Source organism: Novosphingobium sp. BL-S-32 (genome assembly GCF_056857055.1).
The window spans coordinates 2,004,755-2,025,373 of record NZ_CM166476.1 but is presented as its reverse complement, the minus strand read 5'-3'; the positions used below and the strand labels follow the sequence as shown (position 1 = coordinate 2,025,373).

22 protein-coding genes are annotated in these 20,619 nt (G+C 65.4%); 11 read left to right on the top strand and 11 right to left on the bottom strand.

Annotated elements, in window-relative coordinates; all coding sequences use genetic code 11:
- The first annotated feature begins 24 nt into the window (after positions 1-24).
- Positions 25-420 carry a VOC family protein gene (locus AC1VVK_RS09305; RefSeq protein WP_482902766.1) on the top strand — a complete coding sequence of 132 codons (396 nt, stop codon included), beginning with the start codon at positions 25-27 and terminating at the stop codon, positions 418-420.
- Between the two features lie 38 nt (positions 421-458).
- Positions 459-1,022: a GNAT family N-acetyltransferase gene (locus tag AC1VVK_RS09300; protein WP_482902765.1), complete on the top strand. Its 564-nt coding sequence runs from the start codon at positions 459-461 to the stop codon at positions 1,020-1,022.
- 1 nt (position 1,023) lies between these two features.
- Here AC1VVK_RS09300 and AC1VVK_RS09295 read toward each other — a convergent pair whose 3' ends face one another.
- The 6 genes from AC1VVK_RS09295 to rpe all read right to left on the bottom strand — a co-directional run bounded on the left by AC1VVK_RS09295 (position 1,024) and on the right by rpe (position 6,471).
- A complete protein-coding gene (locus AC1VVK_RS09295; RefSeq protein ID WP_482902764.1) occupies positions 1,024-1,494 on the bottom strand; it encodes a Fur family transcriptional regulator in 471 nt (156 codons plus the stop codon).
- A gap of 63 nt (positions 1,495-1,557) precedes the next feature.
- Positions 1,558-1,707 carry a hypothetical protein gene (locus AC1VVK_RS09290; protein WP_482902763.1) on the bottom strand — a complete coding sequence of 50 codons (150 nt, stop codon included), beginning with the start codon at positions 1,705-1,707 and terminating at the stop codon, positions 1,558-1,560.
- Between the two features lie 183 nt (positions 1,708-1,890).
- Positions 1,891-2,100 carry a hypothetical protein gene (locus AC1VVK_RS09285; protein WP_482902762.1) on the bottom strand — a complete coding sequence of 70 codons (210 nt, stop codon included), beginning with the start codon at positions 2,098-2,100 and terminating at the stop codon, positions 1,891-1,893.
- Positions 2,101-2,122: 22 nt separating this feature from the next.
- Positions 2,123-3,715 (bottom strand): bifunctional phosphoribosylaminoimidazolecarboxamide formyltransferase/IMP cyclohydrolase, encoded by a 1,593-nt coding sequence (purH, locus tag AC1VVK_RS09280; RefSeq protein WP_482902761.1) that lies wholly within the window; start codon positions 3,713-3,715, stop codon positions 2,123-2,125.
- A 136-nt stretch (positions 3,716-3,851) separates the two neighbouring features.
- Entirely contained in the window at positions 3,852-5,804 is a 1,953-nt protein-coding gene (locus AC1VVK_RS09275; RefSeq protein WP_482902760.1) for a heparinase II/III family protein, read from the bottom strand.
- Positions 5,805-5,808: 4 nt separating this feature from the next.
- Positions 5,809-6,471, bottom strand: a complete 663-nt coding sequence (gene rpe / locus AC1VVK_RS09270; RefSeq protein ID WP_132389677.1) for a ribulose-phosphate 3-epimerase — start codon at positions 6,469-6,471, stop codon at positions 5,809-5,811.
- Between the two features lie 259 nt (positions 6,472-6,730).
- Here rpe and AC1VVK_RS09265 point away from each other — a divergent pair, with 259 nt between their 5' ends.
- Positions 6,731-7,252 (top strand): DUF2141 domain-containing protein, encoded by a 522-nt coding sequence (locus tag AC1VVK_RS09265; RefSeq protein ID WP_482902759.1) that lies wholly within the window; start codon positions 6,731-6,733, stop codon positions 7,250-7,252.
- Between the two features lie 41 nt (positions 7,253-7,293).
- Here AC1VVK_RS09265 and AC1VVK_RS09260 read toward each other — a convergent pair whose 3' ends face one another.
- The 3 genes from AC1VVK_RS09260 to AC1VVK_RS09250 form a co-directional block, all read right to left on the bottom strand.
- Positions 7,294-8,073, bottom strand: a complete 780-nt coding sequence (locus AC1VVK_RS09260; RefSeq protein WP_482902758.1) for a nucleotidyltransferase family protein — start codon at positions 8,071-8,073, stop codon at positions 7,294-7,296.
- A complete protein-coding gene (locus AC1VVK_RS09255; RefSeq protein WP_482902757.1) occupies positions 8,070-8,996 on the bottom strand; it encodes a hypothetical protein in 927 nt (308 codons plus the stop codon). The genes AC1VVK_RS09260 and AC1VVK_RS09255 overlap by 4 nt, the downstream gene beginning before the upstream one ends.
- 80 nt (positions 8,997-9,076) lie before the next feature.
- Positions 9,077-10,123, bottom strand: a complete 1,047-nt coding sequence (locus AC1VVK_RS09250; protein WP_132389685.1) for a diacylglycerol/lipid kinase family protein — start codon at positions 10,121-10,123, stop codon at positions 9,077-9,079.
- A 298-nt stretch (positions 10,124-10,421) separates the two neighbouring features.
- Between AC1VVK_RS09250 and AC1VVK_RS09245 the strand changes: the two genes are divergently transcribed.
- Genes AC1VVK_RS09245 through AC1VVK_RS09235 form a run of 3 tightly spaced genes read left to right on the top strand, consistent with a single transcriptional unit; the run spans position 10,422 to position 12,272 of the window.
- Positions 10,422-11,486, top strand: coding sequence for a CDP-alcohol phosphatidyltransferase family protein (locus tag AC1VVK_RS09245; protein ID WP_482902756.1), 1,065 nt, complete (start codon positions 10,422-10,424; stop codon positions 11,484-11,486).
- Between the two features lie 25 nt (positions 11,487-11,511).
- Positions 11,512-11,949 (top strand): HIT domain-containing protein, encoded by a 438-nt coding sequence (locus AC1VVK_RS09240; protein ID WP_482902755.1) that lies wholly within the window; start codon positions 11,512-11,514, stop codon positions 11,947-11,949.
- Positions 11,946-12,272, top strand: coding sequence for a YnfA family protein (locus AC1VVK_RS09235; RefSeq protein WP_482902754.1), 327 nt, complete (start codon positions 11,946-11,948; stop codon positions 12,270-12,272). The genes AC1VVK_RS09240 and AC1VVK_RS09235 overlap by 4 nt, the downstream gene beginning before the upstream one ends.
- Before the next feature lie 55 nt (positions 12,273-12,327).
- On the opposite strand, the gene phbB is transcribed toward AC1VVK_RS09235, so the two are convergent.
- On the bottom strand, positions 12,328-13,050 hold the full coding sequence (gene phbB / locus AC1VVK_RS09230) for an acetoacetyl-CoA reductase (protein WP_132389693.1): 723 nt from the start codon (positions 13,048-13,050) through the stop codon (positions 12,328-12,330).
- 169 nt (positions 13,051-13,219) lie between these two features.
- Positions 13,220-13,990, bottom strand: coding sequence for a hypothetical protein (locus tag AC1VVK_RS09225; protein WP_132389695.1), 771 nt, complete (start codon positions 13,988-13,990; stop codon positions 13,220-13,222).
- Positions 13,991-14,316: 326 nt separating this feature from the next.
- Between AC1VVK_RS09225 and AC1VVK_RS09220 the strand changes: the two genes are divergently transcribed.
- The 5 genes from AC1VVK_RS09220 (at position 14,317) to AC1VVK_RS09200 (ending at position 20,537) form a co-directional block, all read left to right on the top strand.
- Positions 14,317-14,793 (top strand): DUF3576 domain-containing protein, encoded by a 477-nt coding sequence (locus tag AC1VVK_RS09220; RefSeq protein ID WP_132390542.1) that lies wholly within the window; start codon positions 14,317-14,319, stop codon positions 14,791-14,793.
- 77 nt (positions 14,794-14,870) lie between these two features.
- On the top strand, positions 14,871-17,402 hold the full coding sequence (leuS, locus tag AC1VVK_RS09215; RefSeq protein ID WP_482902753.1) for a leucine--tRNA ligase: 2,532 nt from the start codon (positions 14,871-14,873) through the stop codon (positions 17,400-17,402).
- The gene (lptE, locus tag AC1VVK_RS09210; RefSeq protein WP_132389699.1) at positions 17,399-17,896 is read left to right on the top strand and encodes an LPS assembly lipoprotein LptE; all 498 of its coding nucleotides are present in this window, start codon (positions 17,399-17,401) and stop codon (positions 17,894-17,896) included. The genes leuS and lptE overlap by 4 nt, the downstream gene beginning before the upstream one ends.
- Positions 17,897-17,933: 37 nt before the next feature.
- Positions 17,934-18,998: a DNA polymerase III subunit delta gene (gene holA / locus AC1VVK_RS09205; protein WP_132389701.1), complete on the top strand. Its 1,065-nt coding sequence runs from the start codon at positions 17,934-17,936 to the stop codon at positions 18,996-18,998.
- 138 nt (positions 18,999-19,136) lie between these two features.
- Positions 19,137-20,537, top strand: a complete 1,401-nt coding sequence (locus AC1VVK_RS09200) for a sugar transferase (protein WP_132389703.1) — start codon at positions 19,137-19,139, stop codon at positions 20,535-20,537.
- Positions 20,538-20,619: the final 82 nt, after the last annotated feature.

Sequence of the window (20,619 nt, the reverse complement as noted above, 5' to 3'; positions counted from 1 at the left end):
CAGAGATTCCCGCAGGAGGTCCCGATGAACCTCCCTTCGAATCCGCTGAGCCGATCGAATCCCATCGCTTTCGTGGCCACCGCCGACCGCGATCGTGCGCGGGCTTTCTATGCCGAGACGCTGGACCTTCCGGTGTTGGCGGAGGACGATTTCGCCGTGACGTTCCGGATGGGAGAAGGGGGCACGACCATGCGGCTGACGGCCGTTCCCGGCCACCAGCCGCTGCCGCATACGGTGCTCGGCTGGGCGGTGGACGATATTCGCGCCACGGTTGCCGTGCTTCGGGGCAAGGGCGTGGTTTTCAATGTCTACGAAGGGCTGGGGCAGGATGCCGACGGTATCTGGAAGGCGCCGGGCGGTGCGCGGGTCTGCTGGTTTCCCGATCCCGATGGTAACGTGCTCAGTCTCACGCAATTCTGAGCGTGCGGTCAGGCTGGTGCGGCTGGCGCGATCGTGACATGAACCGGCTCCCCCCAACCGAGGAGCTATCCTTGTCGCTTTCCATCCGTCCCGCCACCGTTGACGATCTTCCGCAGCTTTCCACCGTGATGGACGCCGCCATCGGCGAATTGCAGCAGGGTTTCCTCGATCCCGAACAGATCGCATCGAGCCGCGCGGTGATGGGGCTCGACCGCCAGTTGGTCGAGGACGGGACTTATTTCGTGGCGGAAATCGATGGCGAGATCGCCGGATGCGGCGGCTGGAGCCGCCGCGCGACGCTCTACGGCGGCGATCACAGTGCTGGCCTGCGGGAGCCGCGCCTGCTCGATCCCGCCAGCGAGGCGGCGCGGGTGCGGGCGATGTACACTCATCCGGGTTTCGCGCGGCGCGGCGTCGGCCGGGCGCTGCTGGCGCACTGCGAGGAACGCGCCCGTGCCGAGGGATTCACCACCTGCGAACTGATGGGCACGCGCTCGGGCGAGCCCCTCTACCGCGTTGCGGGCTATGAAGTGATCGAGCGGATCGAGGATGCCACCGGCGGTGCCCCGGTGCCGCTGGCCCGGATGCGCAAGGCTATTTAGATCAGCTACAGGCGGCGCAAGTGCCGCGCAGTTCCACCACCGGGCGCACATCGGCGAAACCGGCCTGCCGGGCCGCTGCGACCAGCGCGCCGGTCAGCTTGTCGTCATCGATGTGCACGGCCTGGCCGCAGACGTCGCAGATCAGGAAAATGCAGTCGTGCTGGCAGCCCGGGTGGCTGTTGGCCAGATAGGCGTTCGCGCTTTCGACGCGGCGCGCGAGGTTGGTGCGCACGAAGAGGTCGAGGATGCGATAGACGCTGTTGGGTGCGACCCGCTTGCCGCGCAGCGCCGAAACGCTTTCGGCAAGGTCATAGGCGGAGGCGGGGCGTTCCCGCTCGACCAGCGCGCCGAACACGTCCGCGCGCATTTCGGTCCACTGCTCGCCCGCTTCGAGAAGAGCCGCGCGAGCGGCTTCGATCAAGCCTTTGCCGGAATGTTCGTGATGATGGTGCGCACTAGCCATGCTCCCCATATGGGGGCTTGGCGGCGCAGGCGCAATCCAAAGGTCGGGCCGAACGCTCGGCCCGAAGGTCTCTCAGCGCTGGACCGATGCGGCGTGCGCGGGCGGCACGATGTTTTCGGACAGCGTGTGATGGCCAAGGCCCATCACGCCGAACACCAGCAATGCACCGCCGCCGAAGCCGAGGGCGAAGAAGCGGTAGAAGTCGGCCTTGAAGAGTCCCATGATCGGTGCAGCTATCCAGTGGTTCACGAATTTGCGTGCGGCCCCCTTGAGCCGATTCGCCTTGCCGTCCAGTGAACGTGGGGTATTCCGCCCGGGTTATGCGATGAATGGTTAATGTGACGCGATGAATGGCGGGAACAGTCGCGCGACCGTCATGCAAATGGGCGAATGCAGCCGATTCGCCTAAGGGAAGAGCGAGCCCAGTGCGCCATGGGCAAGCGATGCCAGCACCAGCAGCGCCAGCGGAACCACGGCGCAGCCGAAGGGCAGGGCAAGGGCACCGGCAATGGTACCGCGGTGCCGGATCCGGCCCAGCCGCACCAGCACTGCCGATGCGGCCATGCCGACAAGGAAGGCAAGGGCGACCAGCGGTCCGAGCCAGTCTACCCTCATAAGCGCCTTCCTCCCCGTATCCTCAGTGCTTGAAGTGGCGCATGCCGGTGAAGACCATCGCCAGACCGGCCTCGTCGGCAGCGGCGATCACTTCGTCGTCACGGATCGAGCCGCCCGGCTGGATCACGGCGGTGGCGCCCGCCTCGGCGGCGGCCAGCAGACCGTCGGCGAAGGGGAAGAACGCGTCCGAAGCGACGGCCGAGCCGACCGTGCGCGCCTGCGCCCAGCCGAACTTCTCGGCCGCTTCCGCTGCCTTCATCGCGGCGATGCGCGAGGAATCGCGGCGGTTCATCTGGCCTGCGCCGATGCCGGCGGTAACGCCGTCCTTGGCATAGACGATCGCGTTGGACTTGACGTGGCGGGCCACGGTCCAGGCGAACAGGCAGTCCTTCAGTTCCTGCTCGGTCGGCGCGCGCTTGGTCACCACCTTCAGATCGCCCACGCCGATGGCGCCGGCGTCGCGGCCCTGCACCAGCAGACCGCCGGTGATCGGCTTCACGGTCAGGCCGGGGCGGCGCGGATCGGGCAGGCCACCGGTCAGCAGCAGGCGCAGGTTCTTCTTCTTGGCGAAGAAGGCGCGGGCTTCCTCGTCGGCGTCGGGGGCGACGACGACTTCGGTGAAGATCTGGCAGATCGCTTCGGCGGTCGGACCGTCGAGCGTGGTGTTCACCGCAACGATGCCGCCGAAGGCCGAAACGTCGTCACAGGCCAGCGCGCCCTGCCAGGCTTCCAGCAGGCTGGAGCCCTGCGCCACGCCGCAAGGGTTGGCGTGCTTGACGATGACCACGGCCGGATCCTGACCCTTGAACTCGGCAGCGAGTTCGAAGGCGGCATCGGCGTCGTTGTAGTTGTTGTAGGACAGTTCCTTGCCCTGCACCTGCTCGCCCTGGGCGAGGCCCTTGGTGAACGGGCCGACCGGCGTGTAGAGCGCGGCCTTCTGGTGCGGGTTCTCGCCATAGCGCAGCGTGGTGGCCAGACGGCCGTTGACGCTGAGCATCTCGGGGAACTCAAGGCCCTGATCGGCGAAGGCGAACCACTGGCTGATCATCGAATCGTAAGCGGCGGTCTGGGCATAGGCGCGCGCGGCCAGCAGCTTGCGGAACGAAAGGGTGGTGCCGCCGTCGGTGGTTTCCAGCTCGGTCAGCAGGCCGGCATAGTCCTTGGGATCGGTGACGATGGCAACGAAGGCATGGTTCTTCGCGGCCGAACGCACCATCGACGGGCCGCCGATGTCGATGTTCTCGATGATCTCGTCACGGTCGGCGCCCTTGGCGACGGTCGCTTCGAAGGGGTAGAGATTGACGACGACGAGGTCGATCGCGCCGATCTCGTGATCGGCCATGGCCTTGGCGTGTTCCGGATTGTCGCGCACGGCCAGCAACCCGCCGTGAACCTTGGGGTGCAGCGTCTTGACGCGGCCGTCCATCATTTCGGGGAAATTGGTGAGGTCCGAAATGTCCTTCACCTCAAGACCGGCGTCGCGCAGCGCCTTGGCCGTGCCGCCGGTGGAGACCAGCTCGACACCGCGCGCGGCCAGCGCCTTGCCCAGATCGGCAAGGCCGGTCTTGTCGGAAACCGAAAGCAATGCGCGGCGGATCGGGACGATGTCGGTCATGAGGGGCCTCTTGCAAATGGGATCGGGCAGGGAGTTGCGCCGTGTTACGTCGGCCCCCTAAGTCGGCCCCCCTAAGTCGGCAAGGCCAAGGCTGCAAGTCGGGTAAGGCACAACCGGTGGCGTACCTCAGCCCAAATCACCCCATTTTCTTGAGAAGCCAGCCGAAGTTTCCGCCGCCGCGCGAAACCATGCCCTGAATCACCAGCTGCTGCGTGGCCTGCGGGCGGCCGAGTCCGTCGACCCAGAGCGAATCCTCCAAGGTCACTTCGCCGGCGGCGCTGCGGAACTGCCAATAGCTGCCATCGGGCAGGGCAAGGCCCGCGCCCTGACCGTCCACGGTGGGCGATACTTCGACGTCGGGGCCAAGGTGGAAGCGGATCGCGAAGCCGACTTTGCCGCGCTTGCCCTTGCGGCCGGACGGCAGCAGCAGGTCTTCGCCGCGCAGCTCGGTGCCGTCATCGCGCAGGATCAGGATGCGGCGGTGAGTCAGGCCGTGGCGCGCGGCATAGCCGTTGTGGCTGGCCTCAAGCCGGGTGGCCTGGCCGCCGTTTTCCTGCGCCAGCGTCTTGCGATCGACATCGACCTCGCTGACGCCCGAACCGATCGCGCCGTTGATCAGCACGGCGGTGGAATTGGCATCGTCCAGCGTCATCGTCGAATGGGCGGCCGTCGCGCGCAGAGCTTGTTCCAGCCGGACCGGGACAAGCCCGCCGCCGCTGGCGGCCCCGCCGCAATTGACGATCAGGCGGTGCTTGCCGTGCGACAGTTCGAACGCCAGCGTCGAGGCGCAACCATAACGCGCATGGGCGGGCAGTGGCGGCGGCGCGGTGTCGAACTGAAGGATCGACTTCTGCGCGACCACGCGCTGGTATCCCCATTGACGCACTTCGCGCAGCGGGCGGGTGCGCACGCCGCTGGCCTTGATGAGCTGGTCGAGATCGGCGGCGCTGACGGCCCATGCGCCCTGCCACGAACCCAGCGAGCCATCGCTGTGAGTCAGCGCCAGCAGCGGCGGCACCAGCATCTCGATCACGCGCTCGATCGTCTGCGGCGCATCGCGGCGGGTGGCCTGATAGCAATTGCGCAGGCGGACGAGCAGCGCGATGGCTTCCATCTGCGCCAGCGGACTGCGCGAAAGCAGGCCGCCATCGTCGCCCATCAGGTCGCCCAGCGCCTTGATCAGGCCGGCTTCGCCGTAAAGGCGGCGCGGGCGGCCATCGGGCAGCAGCAGGCCGGCGGCGATGATCGCGCACCATCCGGCCACTTCGGCCAGCCCGTCCTCGGCATTGTGGACGCGGCGGTCCAGCCAGCGCGCGGTCGCGGCGATATGCGCCAGCGTGCGGTTGCGCAGCGCCTTGTCGCCGGACAGGATCAGCGGGGCATGGGCCAGCCAGTTCATCAGCCGCATGCCGGTGTGGCCGACCGACCAGGCAGGCCCCTTGCCAGGCTTGGACGGCGGCACCGGATTGGCCTGAAGCCAGGAGGTGAGCAGGCGCTCGGCAACCGGGATGCACTGCTCACGCGGGGCGCAGACTTCGAGGTCGGTCAGCCACGAGAAGCTGTGCACCACGCGTTCGAGCGGCGGCGTGACGCGCGCCGCGCCCGCATAGTCGACTTGCGCGATCGGCGTCCTGGCGCCGTGGACAAGGAAGTGCCCGGCGCGCAGCGCGGTGCCGGCGGCGCCATTGCCGGGCAGGGTATTGTTGACGGTGGCAAGCAGGCGCGTGCGCGGCTTGCGGCCCAGCGGCGACGTCAGCATCGTTGCCGGAATGCCCAGGCGATAGGCGAAACGGATGAAGCGATCCGCCGCGCCGGTGGCGGGCGGCGAGAAATCGGCAAGCGCAAGGTTGCGGCCGGTTTCGATCCGCACGTCGATCTGGGGATCGCCTGAAAGACCGGGCGAGAGATCGTTATGACGATCCGGCCGCGTCTCCGGGGAGAATTCGGTGATGTCGGGCTCTGTGGTCAGGCCCTGTTCCAATGCACCGTGCAACGCACTCTCCTCGGCGGCCGTCAGCGGGCCCGGGTTGCCCGCCCGATCCGCGACCGGATAGCCGGTTCTGAAGCGCGGATGGGCGGTTGTGGCCAAAGTCTCAGTCCAGTCCCTTGAGTGCCCGGATATTGGCGGCATATTGCGATGGGCCGCCCCGGAATGTGGCGGATCCCGCCACCAGCACGTCGGCACCGGCGGAAACGCAGAGCGGCGCGGTCTTGGCATCGACGCCGCCATCGACCTCGATCAGGATCTCGCGGCCCGACTTGTCGATCATCTTGCGCACCGCCTCGATCTTGCGAAGCTGGCTGGAGATGAAGCTCTGGCCGCCGAAACCGGGGTTGACGCTCATGATGAGGACAAGGTCGATCTCGTCGATCAGGTAGTCCAGCATCTTGGCGGGCGTGGCCGGGTTCAGCGAGATGCCCGCCTTCTTGCCCAGCGACTTGATCTTCTGGACGGTGCGATGGACGTGCGGGCCGGCTTCGGGGTGCACGGTGATGATGTCGGCCCCGGCAGCGGCGAAATCCTCAAGGAAGGAATCGACCGGGGAGATCATCAGGTGCACGTCGAACACTTTGGCCGAATGCGGGCGCAGCGCCTTCACCACGGCGGGGCCGATGGTGATGTTGGGAACGAAGTGGCCGTCCATCACGTCGACATGGATCCAGTCGGCACCCGCTTCATCGACCGCGCGCACTTCCTCGCCCAGGCGGGCAAAGTCGGCGGAAAGGATCGACGGCGAGATCAGGGGGACGGTCATGGAAATTCGATACTCCTCATGTGCAAGAATAAGACACCATATGTAGTGGGGACAAGCGGCACCCCGGTCTTTTCCACACGCGATATGGCGCGGCGCGCCCTATGCCGTGGTCGCGCGGGGATGTCCCATTGTGAATTCTCAATTCAGAGTGCATTCACGGCCTTGCTGCCAATTCGCCCCCCTGAAATGAAAGCGCGCGCAGGCGGTTTCCAAGGTCTGCGAACGCCGATTGGGTTAGATGGACGAGGTCACAGGACCGATGAAGACGACACTTTCGCATCATTCGCGTGGCGCCCGGCGCACGGTTGCCGTTCTGGCGGGGCTGGGCATGCTGGGACTCGCGGCATCGGCCGGCGCGGCCGTGCGCGGCCATGAGGAAATCCGCAACGACCTGAGCCAGTGCCGGGCCGACCGCGGGCCGGCGCTGATGGTGACGGTGGACGGCATCAAGTCCTCCTCGGGCACGATCCGGGTCCAGAGCTACCGCGCCACGCCCGACGACTGGTTGCAGGCGGGCCGGTGGATCTCGCGCATCGAGACTCCGGCGCGGGCCGGGTCGATGACGTTCTGCGTGCCGCTCCCGGCAACCGGGACGTTCGGGATCGCCGTCCGCCATGACGTTGACGGCAATGGCAAGACCGACATCGGCACCGACGGCGGCGCGATGTCGAACAACCCCTCGATCAACATCTTCAATCTCGGCAAGCCGAGCTACTCGAAGGTCGGGGTCGCGGTGGGTAACGAAGTGAAGTCGATCCGCATCCAGATGCGCTACATGTGATTTTTCGGGCCGGTGCCGTTAAGGACCGGCCCATGTATGGTTCAGTGCCGTTCGGGTCGCTCTGAAAGGATCGCGCGGGCGTCGGCCAGATCCGACGGTTTGTCGACATCGACCGCCGCCAATCCGTCGCGCGCGGCCACGAGCCGCGCGGTCACGCCGATCTTGCTGCCCAGCCGCGCCAGTGCAGAGGCCAGCGTCAGGCGGCCCAGCGCATAGCCGATCAGAATGCCGGGCCCGAGCCGCGCGGCAATGCGCCAGGGGCGCTTGCGATCGGCCTCGACAAGCTTCCAGGTGTCGATCGCCGTTTCAGCCCGGGGGGTGTTCAGCAGGAACAGGTTGCAGCCGGACCAGTGGCCATCGGCAAAGCGCAGATAGGTGCGCTTCGATCCCGGCATGGCCAGCTCGATCGCCTCGCGCCGGGCCAGCAATACCGCGACATCGGCGTCTTCCGGGGTGTCGGCAATGAAATTGTCGACCCACTCGCTGCGCAAAAGGGCATGGTCCGATGTCGTCACCAGCATCGGCGCGCCAAGCCGGGCCAGACCGGCGGCAACGCTGGCGCTGGGCCCCGCTTCGGCGGGAATGACTTCGCAGCCCAGTTGCTGCGCCAGAGCCACCACGGCCGGGTCGTTGGCGACCACGGCAATGCGCTCGACCCGGCTCCCCTTCAGGGCATCCACCACATGTGCAAGCATCGGCTTGCCGGCGATTTCGACCAGCGCCTTGTGGCTGGTGCCCTCGCTTGCGGCGACGGGATCGGGGGCGCCGGGGCGCGATCCGGCCAGCACGAGCGCGGCGTGGGGACGATGCTCCGGAGTCATGCCGCGCTGCGCTCGCGCGCCTTCTTCGCGCGCCAGACCTGCCAGAGCACGCCCGGTGCCGCGAGCACCGGATGACGTTCCCGCCAAGGCGTCAGGCGCACGGGAATCCCGGTGTGGCGCTCGATTTTCCAGGCGGCATAGCGTGCGGCTCCTTCGAAGGTGGTCGAGGCCTTGAGCAGGCGGAGCACGTTGTACGGCTTGCCGAGCCGGCGGCGATGCGCCCACCAGCCGAGTATCTTCTGCCGCTCGTTTTCGGGGAGCTGCGGGCAGATCATACCCTCGGATTCGCGGGCGAAAGCGATTCCGTCCGCCGCCAGTGCGAGCGGCAAAAGTCCGTCGAAATGTTCGCGATTCACCGAGAGGATGGAATCCTCGCGGCCCGCCTTCTCGACACGGAATTCGGCCGCGTAAGTCGCGCGAAACAAGGCGCGCCAGTAATCCTCTGCGGTGCCTTTCGCGGGCCCGAGCGCCACCGCAAGACGGCTGGCCGTGCGCGCCGCGCCCGATACCGCTTGGGCGACACGCAGGGCGGCATCCGCGTCACGCTGCCAGGCAAGGCCGCTCGGCTGGACGAAGCGGGCCCAGATCGTGGTATCGACCAGTTCGCCCGCCGCAGCGGCGCGGAACGTCTCCAGCGCCATTGTCGCGAATTTGGCGCGCAGGGTGACTCCCTCGCGCTCCCATTCATGATAGCTGACGCGCGGCCAGATCTTCTCGACCTGCGGGCCTTCGGTCAGCACGTAGAAATCAAGCACGCCTTCCAGTGAGCCGGTGCGCAGATTGGATCCGTAGAACAGCACTGCCGCCGTTCCCGGCGTGGCGCGCGCGAGCCGCTCGGCAAAGGCGCGCACTTCCGCCACCACGGGGCGGTCCAGCGCCGCCCGCACCCGCGCTTCAAGTGGCTGGCCGTAGACTTCAGTCATGACGTCATGCTCTCGGGCATGCCTGCCCCGAAATCAAGCACCGCAGATCGGACGGTATCGAGGCCGGCGCTTTGGCGGGTTCAGGGCACCACGAACGTGATTTGCGGGCCTTCTTCAAGCACGTAGTCGCCGGCCGGGAAAACCTCGCCATCGAGGATGAACGACCCGCCGATGTCGAGGTCGATCGCCCGGGTCGCGAAGCGGTGGGCGCCGCGACGGTCGAGGAACTTGCCGCCAAGGCCGAACATCATGATCAGCGGCAACAGCGCGACGATCCAGCGCACCGGCCAGTCGATCACCGCCAGCTTCATGCCGGCTGCGACATTGCGGCCGAACGGCTTCGCGCCCAGCGGGAACTTCTCGAACGTGGTGGCGACCGCCATGAAGCGCTCGTCGGGATTGCCCCGGCCGTCATACGGCAGGTCACGTCCGCTGCGATGGTCGATCAGGCGCGTCGGCGTGCTGGAGCGCCAGGGATTACCGGCGCGGCCGAACAGCGTCTGGATGATGCCCCAGAGCACGGTCAGGCCCACGGCGAAGCTGTTGAAGGCACCGCGACGGTGTGCTTCCTGGCCGGCCTCAGTCGCCAGCGCGAATGCGCCGGTGCCCAGGATGAAGCCCTGGATGCAGCCCGCGCTGCCGTCCTTCGAAGAGACGCGCAGCGGGCTGCGCACCAGCGTGTTGCCGCGATGCGCCGCCGCGAGCGCTTCGGCCAGCGACCAGTGGGTCGGCAGGCCAAGGTCGATTGCCAGTGCATTGGTCTTGCCCTTGGGCAGGACCATGAACGTCGGCCACTGATCGCCGAACACATCGGCGCCGCAAGTCAGCACATCGCGCACGGTGCCGTCGCCGCCGTCGACCACAAGGTAGTCGATCCCGCGTTGCGCAAAGCCTTCCAGCACGCGATAGAGATCGGTGCGGGTGCGCGGCGTTTCCGTCAGGATGTTGGAGCAATCGGCCATCTCGGGCGCATTGCCCTTGTTGCGATGGCTGCGCGGATTGCGAATGATGCCGACGAGCGGAACCGCACGGCCCCGACGCGCTTGGCGCGCCGGACGCGCGACCCTTTGAGGGGCCTGCTCACCGATGGTCGGCAGCGTTTCGAATTCGTAAATCGTTCCGTACACGGGCGTCTATGTAATGGCACCCGCCCCGGAAATCACCAAGAAACATTCCCTGACACATTCAAGTTACAGTTCTATGGCGGTTTTTCGGGCGTTGAAATTCCGGCAACAAATTGCGCATTTACTGCAAGCTGAAAATGCACGCGGCGCAAGCTGCCGAAATGATGGTCGCTTTGCCGGATTTCCAAATCGGTCCCGACAGATTACGGCCAAGGCCATGGCCGATACGGAAAACTCCCCCCAATCCCGTCCTGTCGTCGTCACCATTGGCGATAACCCCATGAAACTATGGGGTCTTACAATGACCCAACGCACCGCGCGGATTGCGCGGGCGAATGGCTGCGAGAACGGCGAATCCCCCGGCGCGGGCGCCGCGATCCTCTCGAACGCGACTTTTGCATGGGATCCGGCATGGTTCCGCCATGTTGCAGAGCGGCCGGGCATGGTGCTGACGCTGGGCGGCGTTCCCGCGCTCGCCCATGCTGCCGATTCCGCCCAATCGGCGCGAATCGCCCAGGCCATGAAGGCCGGCGCACCGCTCACCGATTCGTCCGGAATGGATGTTGTCGCCTACGAGAGCGGGCCGACGATCGAGAACAAGCAGCTCCGCAAGCGCGAAACCCCGTTCCTGATGGCGCTGACGCGCGAGAGCGTGCGGCCGATCGAGCGGGCCAGTTACTTCGGCGCCTACAAGGGCGTCACCGACCTGCTTACCAAGTACCTGTGGCCCGAATGGGCGCTGGTGCTGACGCGCATTTGCGCCAAGCTGCACATCACGCCGAACATGGTCACCACCGTCGGCGCGGTGTTTTGCGTGATCGCCACGGTGCTGTTCGCCTTTGGCCACTATTGGCTGGGCATGGCGCTGGGCCTCGTGTTCATGGTGCTCGATACCGTGGACGGCAAGCTGGCCCGCTGCACGATCACTTCGTCGGCCTGGGGCAATGTCTTCGATCACGGCATGGATCTCGTCCACCCGCCCTTCTGGTGGTGGTTCTGGGCGACCGGACTTGCCTATTGGGGCCTCGGCTACGACAGCACGACGTTCTGGCTGGTGCAGGCCGTGATTCAGGGCGGTTATCTTGTGCAGCGCCTGATCGAGGGCGTGTTCATGCGTCAGAACGGCATGATGCACATCCACGTGTGGCGCCCGTTCGATAGCCGGTTCCGCCTGATCACCGCGCGCCGCAATCCGAACATGGTGATCCTGTTCGTCTCGATGCTGTTTTCGCGTCCGGACCTTGGCCTGATCGCCGTGGCCTGGTGGACCGCGATTTCCTGCCTCGTCCACGCGGTGCGACTGGTGCAAGCGTGGACCGTGCGCGCGAAGGGCGGCAAGATCACGTCCTGGCTGGCGGACGCTTGAGCAACCTGCCGAAGGAGAATTGGCGATGAACGCGACGATGGAAAAATTCGGCTTTCCGGCGAGCCTTGTCGCTGAATTCGACCATTGGGTCGTGCTTGCGCGTCCGGCGCAGCCGACGCTGGGCTCGCTGGTGCTGGCGGCGAAGAACGAGGCCACGGCCTTCGGCGATCTTCCCACCGAGGCCCATGCCGAACTCAAGCAGGCGAGCGCCGCCATCGAAGCGGCGCTGGCCGGAGCGGTCGACTATGCCAAGCTCAATTACCTGATGTTGATGATGGTGGACCCTCATGTCCATTTCCACGTGATCCCCCGCTATGAGGGCACGCGTGAATGGCAGGGGCGCGAATTCGTCGATTGCGGCTGGCCCAAAGTGCCCGATCTGGGCCATGCGGTCGCTCTGGAAGGGGAAGACCTTGCGGCGCTCGTCGCGTGGCTCAAGGGCTATTTCAACCTGCCCGCGTGAAGTCCTTCATCGTCTATTTCGGCGCGGCTCTGGCGGAAATCGGGGGCTGCTACGCTTTCTGGGCATGGCTGCGACTGGGCAAGTCAACGCTGTGGCTGGTCCCCGGTGGACTGCTTCTGGCCACTTTCGCGGGATTGCTGACGCTCGTCGATAGCGACAATGCCGGGCGCGCCTATGCGGCCTATGGCGGGATCTACATCACCTCCGCGCTTCTGTGGCTGTGGGCCGTGGAGGGCGTCAGGCCCGATCGCTGGGATCTGGGCGGTGCGGCTTTGTGTCTTGCCGGCGCGGCGGTGATCCTGTTGGGACCGCATCGCGCCTGACGCGCTACGAAAGCGATCACCCGCTTCCCGTGAGGAAAGCGGGTGATCCGAAATTTTAGTACATGTGCTGCCCGCCATTGATCGACAGGGTCGATCCGGTGACGAACGCGGCATTCTCCGAGCAGAGGAAAGCGCACCCGCGCGCGATCTCGTAAGCGCTGCCAAGGCGTCCGACGGGGATCTTGGCGACGATCTTTTCCAGCACCGGGGGCGGCACTGCGGCCACCATGTCGGTATCGATATAGCCCGGCGCGATGGCGTTGACGGTGACGCCGAACTTGGCGCCTTCCTGCGCCAGTGCCTTGGTGAAGCCATGGATGCCGGACTTGGCGGCGGCATAGTTGACCTGCCCGTACTGTCCGGCCTGACCGTTGATCGAGCCGATATTGACGATGCGGCCCCAACCGCGATCGCGCATGCCCTGGAAGGTGGCCTTGGCCATGTTGAAACAGCCGCCGAGGTTGATGCGCATGACATCGTTCCAATCGTCGAACGTCATCTTGTGCAGCACGCCATCGCGGGTGATGCCGGCGTTGTTGATGACGATATCGACCTGTCCGAACTTCTCGACCACATCGGCAACGCCCTTGAGCGTGGCTTCATGGTCGCCCACATCCCACCGGACAGCGGGGATGCCGGTCTTTTCGGTGAAGGCCCGCGCCTTCTCCTCATTGCCTGCGTAATTTGCAACAACGGTATGACCGCGTTCCTTGAGCGCCAGCGAGATAGCCTCGCCAATGCCCCTGGTTCCGCCGGTAACGATCGCAACACGCGCCATATCAAGCCTTTCGCTTCAGTGCACATCCACCGGCAGGCAGGCTAGGAAATGCGCGGGAGGAGGGCAAGCGTAACCCCATTCCGGAGCCAGCAATTTTGCGCCGAAATGATTGCGACAAGCGCAATCGAAATTGCATGGATGTAAACTGCCGCCTGCCATGGCGGACCCGTCAGAAGCGGAACTGGGTGCCCAGGTAGATTGCCTGCGAATCCAGCTTGCCGTCGGTCAGCGGCATCAGGCGCTCGCGGTCTTGCGAATAGCGCACGCCCGCCGTGACATCGAGGTTCTTGGTCAGGCGATAAGCACCGCCCACGTCGACTTCACCGGATTCGCCCGCGAACGTATGCGGCGCGCGGCCCGAGGGGCGCTTCTCGTCGATAGAGATGCGCGGGGCAAAGCGCGATTCGGCCGGTTCGGCCGTGCCTGCGGTAAGGCTGAACTTGCGCAGTTCGGGCGCGTCGGTCAGCGTGTGGGCCGTCGGTGCCGGTTGCGCCGCCGCCGTGTCGGGCGAGAAGTTCTGGTACCCGCGCGCAACGCCCAGGTTGAAGGCCGCCGGGGCGATGCGCAGCGTGCCGACATTGGTATCGTCACGCGCGACCTGAATGCGATTGTGGACGACAATGATCGACTTGGCCGCCTCTGAATCGACGCGGACCGCCACGGTCAAGGCGCGATCCGGACGATTGGGGGTGCCGGCCGGAGTAAACGGAAACGGCTGGCCTTTGCTCAGCGAGCGCATCGCGATCACGCGCAGCAGGTTCTCGTTCGTGGTGTCGGGATCGAGCGAATCGACGGCCGAGTCCGCATGCGGCTGTACCGCACGCAAGCTGGTCGAAAAGGCGAGTACGGCGCTCGGCAGGGCGAGCACGGTCACGCAGCCGGCAAGCATCAGGCTCGCCTTCATGCCGCCTTTCGACGTGCGTGCGCGGTCCTTTTCCATCGTAACGTCCCTGAAGGTCCTTCCACCCTGTTTTTGCCGCTGGGCCAGCTTCGGCCCGGTCGGCATGCGCGGCCATCCTCGCTCCGGCACCTTAACACAGGATGATCGCGCGCGGGAGAGGTCATCGGTGCGAGACATGGCAGATATCGGATAAGCGCAGATCCCGGATAAGCAACGCGTTCATGTGGCGTTTAGCACTCTTGCCGTTTAGCCGGCTTGCCGATGCGGGCGCACTTGCCGCCCGGGCAACGGCGGTTATAGAGGCGATGGATGGCTACCACCGGATGTTCCGGCGGATCGACGCCGAGACAGGAACTGGAAACGACATGACAGGCAGCACCGACAAGGGCCTCTTCTCCGCTCGATCGCTGGCAACTGCGGGTTTTTGTGCCGTTGCGGCGCTTGCGCTGGCAGGCTGCGGTGGCGGCCGTAAGGAAAAGCAGGTGAAGTCGGCAGCCGTGGCACCTTCGATGGTGACCACGATCGGCGTCAACAGCTACCTGTGGCGCGCAAGCCTCGATTCGCTGTCGTTCATGCCGCTTCTCCAGTCGGACAGCGCCGGCGGCGTGATCGTCACCGACTGGTACACCAATCCCAAGAGCCCGACCGAGCGCGTCAAGGTTACCGTGATGATCCTCGACAAGGATCTGCGCGCCGATGCCCTGCGCGTTACCGCGCAGCGCGAAGTGGCCGCGAACGGCGGCTGGACGGCGGCGCCGGTTCAGGCCGCGACGGTGCAGAAGCTTGAGGACATCATCCTCACCCGCGCCCGCGACCTTCGCCGCAACTCGATGGGCAACTGATCCCCGTCTGCGGGCGAATATGTGTCCGCAGACCCAATTTCGCGGGCGATCGTGTGCCCGCAGGAGACTCGATTAAGATGACCGAGCGGTTCGATCCGGCTCAGGCGGACACGCGCTGGCAGGCTGCGTGGGACGAAGCCCAGTGCTTCAAGGCTGACGACACTTCGTCGAAGCCCCGCAGCTTCGTGCTTGAGATGTTCCCCTATCCTTCGGGGCGCATCCATATCGGCCACGTGCGCAACTACACGATGGGCGACGTGCTGGCGCGGTACAAGCGCATGACCGGGCACGAAGTGCTCCACCCGATGGGCTGGGACGCGTTCGGCATGCCTGCCGAGAATGCGGCGATGGAAAAGGGCGTTCACCCCGGCGGCTGGACGCGCGAGAACATCGCCAACATGAAGGCGCAGCTGAAGCGCCTCGGTTTCGCGCTCGACTGGAGCCGCGAAATCGCGACCTGCGAGCCGGACTACTACGGCCACGAGCAGGCGCTGTTCATCGATCTCTATGAGAACGGCCTGGTCTACCGCAAGGAATCGGCGGTCAACTGGGATCCGGTCGACCAGACCGTGCTCGCCAACGAGCAGGTGATCGACGGGCGCGGCTGGCGCTCGGGCGCGCTGGTGGAGAAGCGCAAGCTCTCCCAGTGGTTCCTCAAGATCACCGACTTCGCGGACGAGCTGCTGGAAGGTCTCTCCACGCTCGACAAGTGGCCCGAGAAGGTCCGCACGATGCAGGAGAACTGGATTGGCAAGTCGCAGGGCCTGCAGTTCAAGTTCAACCTGACCGCCGAAATCGGCGGCATCGGTTCGGTGGAAGTCTACTCCACCCGTCCCGACACCATCTTCGGCGCCAGCTTCGTGGCCGTCGCCGCCGATCACCCGATCGCGCAGGCCGCTGCCGTCGGCCGCCCCGAGGTCGAGGAATTCATCGCGCTGTGCAAGCAGGGCGGCACCACTGCGGCCGAACTGGAAACCGCGGAGAAGCTGGGCTTCGATACCGGCATCAAGGCCAGGCACCCGTTCACGGGCGCCGATCTGCCGGTCTACATCGCCAACTTCGTGCTGATGGACTACGGCACCGGCGCGGTCATGGCCGTTCCGGGCCACGACCAGCGCGACTTCGAATTCGCCACCAAGTACGGCTTGCCGATCTTGCGCGTCGTCGCGGCGAGCGAGGCCGATGCCGACAAGCCGTTCGACGGTGAGTCCGAGGCTGGTGACGGCGTTTGCGTCCATTCCGACTTCCTCAACGGCATGGCCGTGAAGGACGCCAAGGCCGCCGTCATCGCGCGCGCCGAGGCCGAAGGCTGGGGTGAGGGCAAAACCGTGTGGCGCCTGCGCGACTGGGGCGTTTCGCGCCAGCGCTATTGGGGCACGCCGATCCCGTTCATCCACTGCGAGGTTTGCGGCGTGGTGCCGGTGCCCAAGAAGCACCTGCCGGTCACGCTGCCCGAGGATGTCGATTTCTCGACCCCCGGCAACCCGCTGGTCCGCCACCCGACCTGGAAGCATGTCGATTGCCCGCAGTGCGGCCACGCCGCCCGCCGCGAGACCGACACGCTCGACACTTTCGTCGACTCTTCGTGGTACTTCCTGCGCTTCGCCAGCCAGCCCGAGGATCGCCCGTTCGATCCGGCCAAGATCGCCGAATGGCTTCCAGTGGAACAGTACATCGGCGGCATCGAGCATGCGATCCTGCACTTGCTCTACGCCCGCTTCTGGACGCGCGCGCTGGCCCGCATCGGCAAGGTCGAGGTGAAGGAGCCCTTCGCCAGCCTGTTCACGCAGGGCATGGTCACGCACGAGACCTACTTCCGCATCAACGATGCCAATGGCCAGCCGGTCTACTTCTCGCCCGGCGAGATCGAGCGCGGCAGCGAAAGTGCAACGCTGAAGGCCGATGGCGCCCCGGTCGAGATCGGCCGCGTCATCAAGATGTCGAAGTCGAAGAAGAACGTCGTCGATCCCGATGAGATCGTCGCGACTTACGGCGCCGACGCGATCCGCTGGTTCATGCTGTCCGACAGCCCGCCGGAGCGCGACCTGCCTTGGTCGGAAGCCGGTATCGAAGGCTGCGGCCGCTTCGTCCAGCGCCTGTGGCGTCTGTTCGCCCAGTACGATGCTGCGGCAGAGGGCGAGGACAAGGCGATCGACCGTAAGGCGCACCAGACGGTGGCGGCGGTGGCTTCGGATATCGAATCGCTGGGCTTCAACAAGGCCGTGGCGCGCATCTACGAACTGACCGGCGCAGTCGAAAAGGCGGCCCCGTCGGCCAGCCGTTCGAACGCGATCCGCACGGTTCTGCTGCTCGTCTCGCCGATGATGCCGCACCTCGCCGAAGAAGCGTTCGCCACGTTCGGCGAAGGCCTCGTGGCGCAGGCGACATGGCCCGAAGTCGATCCGGCGCTGCTGGTCGAGGACGAAGTGACCGTGGCTGTCCAAGTGAAGGGCAAGCTGCGCGATACGCTGACCGTCGCCAAGGGCACTTCGAAGGAAGAGCTTGAAGCGCTTGCCCTTGCCAGCGAGAAAGTGCAGCGTGCACTGGATGGCGCCGAGGTGAGAAAAGTGATCGTCGTTCCCGACCGACTGGTGAATCTCGTCGCGTGAAGCGCCTGAGCGTCCTTCTCGGAGCCGTGCTGCTCTCTGGCTGCGGCCTCACCCCGATGTATGCGGGGGGAGGCAACGGCGCTGTTGCGCGCGGGCTTGCCGATGTGCAGGTCTCGACGATCGAAGGACGCGCCGGCTGGCTGGTGCGCAATGCCATCGTCGATCAGATCGGCTCGGGCAAGGCGGGCGTCGCGCCGAAGTATCGGCTCGATATCCGCCTCGACGACAAGCTTGAAGGCCTGGCGCTGCTGTCCGACGATACGATCGCACGTGAGCGCCGCACCTTGCGCGCGCGCTACCAGCTTGTGGACATTTCGAGCGGTGAGATCGTCCTCGACGCCACTGCCGGATCGGATGCGGGCATTGACGTCGTCTCTTCGGACTATGCGACGCTCGCGGCCGAGCAGACCGCGCTCGAAAACCTCTCCAAGGATGTCGCCTCGCGCATCGTCACCGGGGTCGCGCTGCGGCTGCGGGGCGATACGCACCAGTGACGTGCGCCGGTAACGCGCGGACAATGGCCCGGAATCCGTGAAGGCAACGCGCAAGGATTTTGCGGGCACAGCCGCGCGTGCCGCGCAGCAGGCCCGGGTCTTCTTCTTCTGCGGACCTGACGAGGCCGGTTGCACCGACGCTGCCGAGAAGATCGTCTCGCTGCTCACCGAGCCGGGCGAGCGGGTCGAGATGGCGGGCGGCGACTTGCGCAAGGACCCGGTCCGACTGGGCGACGAGGCGCGCTCGAACTCGCTGTTCGGCGGCACGGCGCGCCATATATGGGTGCGAGCGCAGGGCGACGAGGCGCACGACGCGGTGCAGATCCTGATCGAGAATCCGGTCGATTCGTGCCCGGTGCTGATTGTGGCCACCGGCGCCACTGACAAGTCACGCACGGCCAAGCTGCTGGCGACGCGAAGCGATGCGCTTGTGGCGATGTTCCATCCGCCGGATCTTGGAACCGTTACGGGCGCCGTGCGCACGCTGGCCAACGGTGCCGGGCTGAAACTCGGCAGCGAACTGGCCGAGCGCATTGCCCGCGCGGCCGGGCTCGATACGCGGCTGGCACGCTCGGAAGTCAGCAAGCTGGCGCTCTATCTCGATGCCACGCCCGAAACGCCGCGCCCGGTTTCGGCTGCCGATCTCGACGCCATTGGTGCCTCGACCGAGGACGACGACTTCGCACCACTGGTGGATGCCGTTCTGGGTGGGAAGCGGCCGCAGATCGGCCCGGAGCTGAAACGCCTGCGCGATCTTGGGATCAATCCGGTTGGCCTTCTGCTGGCTTTCGAGCGCCGCGCTGCGCAACTGGCCGCGTTGAACGCGCGGCTGGGGCGCGGCGGCGATGTCGGCGCACTGTTGGAGGCAGAAGCGGCAGCCCGCCGTGTTTTCTGGAAGGACAAGCCGGCACTGTCTGCCCAGCTCCGAATCTGGCGAGGACCTCGACTCGAACGTCTGGTGGCGCGCCTTGTTGCAATGCATCAATCGTTGCTTGGCAATAGTCAGGATTCGGAACTGTTATTATCCCAGGGCTTGCTGGAAATTGCGCGAACTGCATGTCTCGATGTTGAACATCGGACAAATAGAACGGGTTACCCCTAACCCCTTTCCCCATTATCTGCTACGTCCATAGAGTTGTATACGTATTCGCAACGCAGCATGAATCCGGTGCTGGGAGTTGCGAGCAGTCTGGACAACACCGGTATTAACGTGAGTTCGGCAATGGGGAGTGTTGAGCGAGTGAACGCACCATTCGCGATATCACAACAGGCACGACAGAAAGCCGAAGCCGACGAGCTTCTGGTCGCTCCGTCGCTGGAGCGCCGCCGTCTCCAATGCTATCTCGTGCTCATTCTGGGCGATATCGTTGCACTGCTGGCTGGGTTCGCCATCGCGGGATGGCTTTACGACATCGCGGACGGGGCTGCGCGCTCGCTGGTCTATGCCCAGGTTCTTTTGCCGATTTTCCTGACGCTTGCCCTCTACAACGGCTCTTATTCCACGTGTTCGCTGCGGCAGGGGTGGCGCGGCGTGTTGCGTGCGCAGGCGGCGATCATCGTGGCCGTGGCCGTGGTTGTCTTTGTCCAATTCCTGATGAAGTCATCCAGCGAATCCTCGCGCGGAGCCTTCAGTGGCGGTGTTCTGCTGGCCATGGCTCTGATGGGCTGGGCCCGGTTGCAGCTTCGCAGTTTCGTGTACTGGCGCTGCGGTGCCAATGTGATCAACGAGCTTGTCATTGACGATGGCGGGCCGCAGCTTCGTCTGCCCGGTGCGATCCGCGTGTCGGCCGCCGCGATGGGGCTGCATCCGGATCTGACGGATCCCCATTCGCTCGACAGGCTTGGCCTTGTTCTGCGGAACATCGATCGTGTCGTCATCAGCTGTCCGGCAGATCGCCGGATGAGTTGGGCGATGATCCTCAAGGGGGCCAACGTCGACGGTGAAGTGCTTGATGACGAGGTCGCGCGGCTGGGTGCACAAGGTGCCCGCGTAATCGCCAATCACGGTCTGCTGTTGGTCTCGGCTGGTCCGCTTGGCTTGCGCGAGCGGGCCATAAAGCGGCTGTTCGATGTGATGTTCGCGGGGGTTGCGATCGTTGCGCTGACGCCGCTGATGATCGCTGTGGCCGTGGCCGTGAAGCTTCAGGACGGCGGTCCGGTCTTCTTTGCCCAGCGCCGGATGGGACGCGGAAACCGCTTCTTCAACATGTACAAGTTCCGGTCGATGACGCAGGCGCTGTGCGATGTGGACGGCAACCAGTCTGCATCCAAGGATGACCAGCGCATCACTGCGGTCGGCCGCTTCATCCGCGGGACCAGCATCGATGAACTGCCGCAGCTCTTCAATGTGCTGCTGGGAGATATGAGCATCGTCGGGCCGCGTCCGCATGCGACGGGTTCGCTCGCCGGAAACAAGCTGTTCTGGGAAGTCGACCTGCGCTACTGGCAGCGCCATTCGCTTAAACCCGGCCTTTCGGGTCTTGCTCAGGTACGCGGCTATCGCGGCGCTACCGATTGCGAATCCGATCTGGTGAACAGGCTTCAGTCCGACCTCGAATATCTCGAAGGCTGGACGATCATGCGCGACATCCAGATCGTATTCCTGACCTTGCGCGTTCTGGTCCACGACCGGGCGTTCTGATCGCCCCCGCCACGTCGGCGTGCTGCTGGAAATCATTCTGACACGACAAGGGAACACGCGGCCGGCAGGGCCGCGTGTTCGG

Bases quoted from the DNA above. Each gene is read 5' to 3' on its own strand.
- AC1VVK_RS09305 (WP_482902766.1), top strand. From the start codon at position 25: ATGAACCTCCCTTCGAATCCGCTGAGCCGATCGAATCCCATCGCTTTC.
- AC1VVK_RS09300 (WP_482902765.1), top strand. From the start codon at position 459: ATGAACCGGCTCCCCCCAACCGAGGAGCTATCCTTGTCGCTTTCCATC.
- AC1VVK_RS09295 (WP_482902764.1), bottom strand. From the start codon at position 1,494: ATGGGGAGCATGGCTAGTGCGCACCATCATCACGAACATTCCGGCAAA.
- AC1VVK_RS09290 (WP_482902763.1), bottom strand. From the start codon at position 1,707: ATGGGACTCTTCAAGGCCGACTTCTACCGCTTCTTCGCCCTCGGCTTC.
- AC1VVK_RS09285 (WP_482902762.1), bottom strand. From the start codon at position 2,100: ATGAGGGTAGACTGGCTCGGACCGCTGGTCGCCCTTGCCTTCCTTGTC.
- purH (WP_482902761.1), bottom strand. From the start codon at position 3,715: ATGACCGACATCGTCCCGATCCGCCGCGCATTGCTTTCGGTTTCCGAC.
- rpe (WP_132389677.1), bottom strand. From the start codon at position 6,471: ATGACCGTCCCCCTGATCTCGCCGTCGATCCTTTCCGCCGACTTTGCC.
- AC1VVK_RS09265 (WP_482902759.1), top strand. From the start codon at position 6,731: ATGAAGACGACACTTTCGCATCATTCGCGTGGCGCCCGGCGCACGGTT.
- AC1VVK_RS09260 (WP_482902758.1), bottom strand. From the start codon at position 8,073: ATGACTCCGGAGCATCGTCCCCACGCCGCGCTCGTGCTGGCCGGATCG.
- AC1VVK_RS09255 (WP_482902757.1), bottom strand. From the start codon at position 8,996: ATGACTGAAGTCTACGGCCAGCCACTTGAAGCGCGGGTGCGGGCGGCG.
- AC1VVK_RS09245 (WP_482902756.1), top strand. From the start codon at position 10,422: ATGACCCAACGCACCGCGCGGATTGCGCGGGCGAATGGCTGCGAGAAC.
- AC1VVK_RS09240 (WP_482902755.1), top strand. From the start codon at position 11,512: ATGAACGCGACGATGGAAAAATTCGGCTTTCCGGCGAGCCTTGTCGCT.
- phbB (WP_132389693.1), bottom strand. From the start codon at position 13,050: ATGGCGCGTGTTGCGATCGTTACCGGCGGAACCAGGGGCATTGGCGAG.
- AC1VVK_RS09225 (WP_132389695.1), bottom strand. From the start codon at position 13,990: ATGGAAAAGGACCGCGCACGCACGTCGAAAGGCGGCATGAAGGCGAGC.
- AC1VVK_RS09220 (WP_132390542.1), top strand. From the start codon at position 14,317: ATGACAGGCAGCACCGACAAGGGCCTCTTCTCCGCTCGATCGCTGGCA.
- leuS (WP_482902753.1), top strand. From the start codon at position 14,871: ATGACCGAGCGGTTCGATCCGGCTCAGGCGGACACGCGCTGGCAGGCT.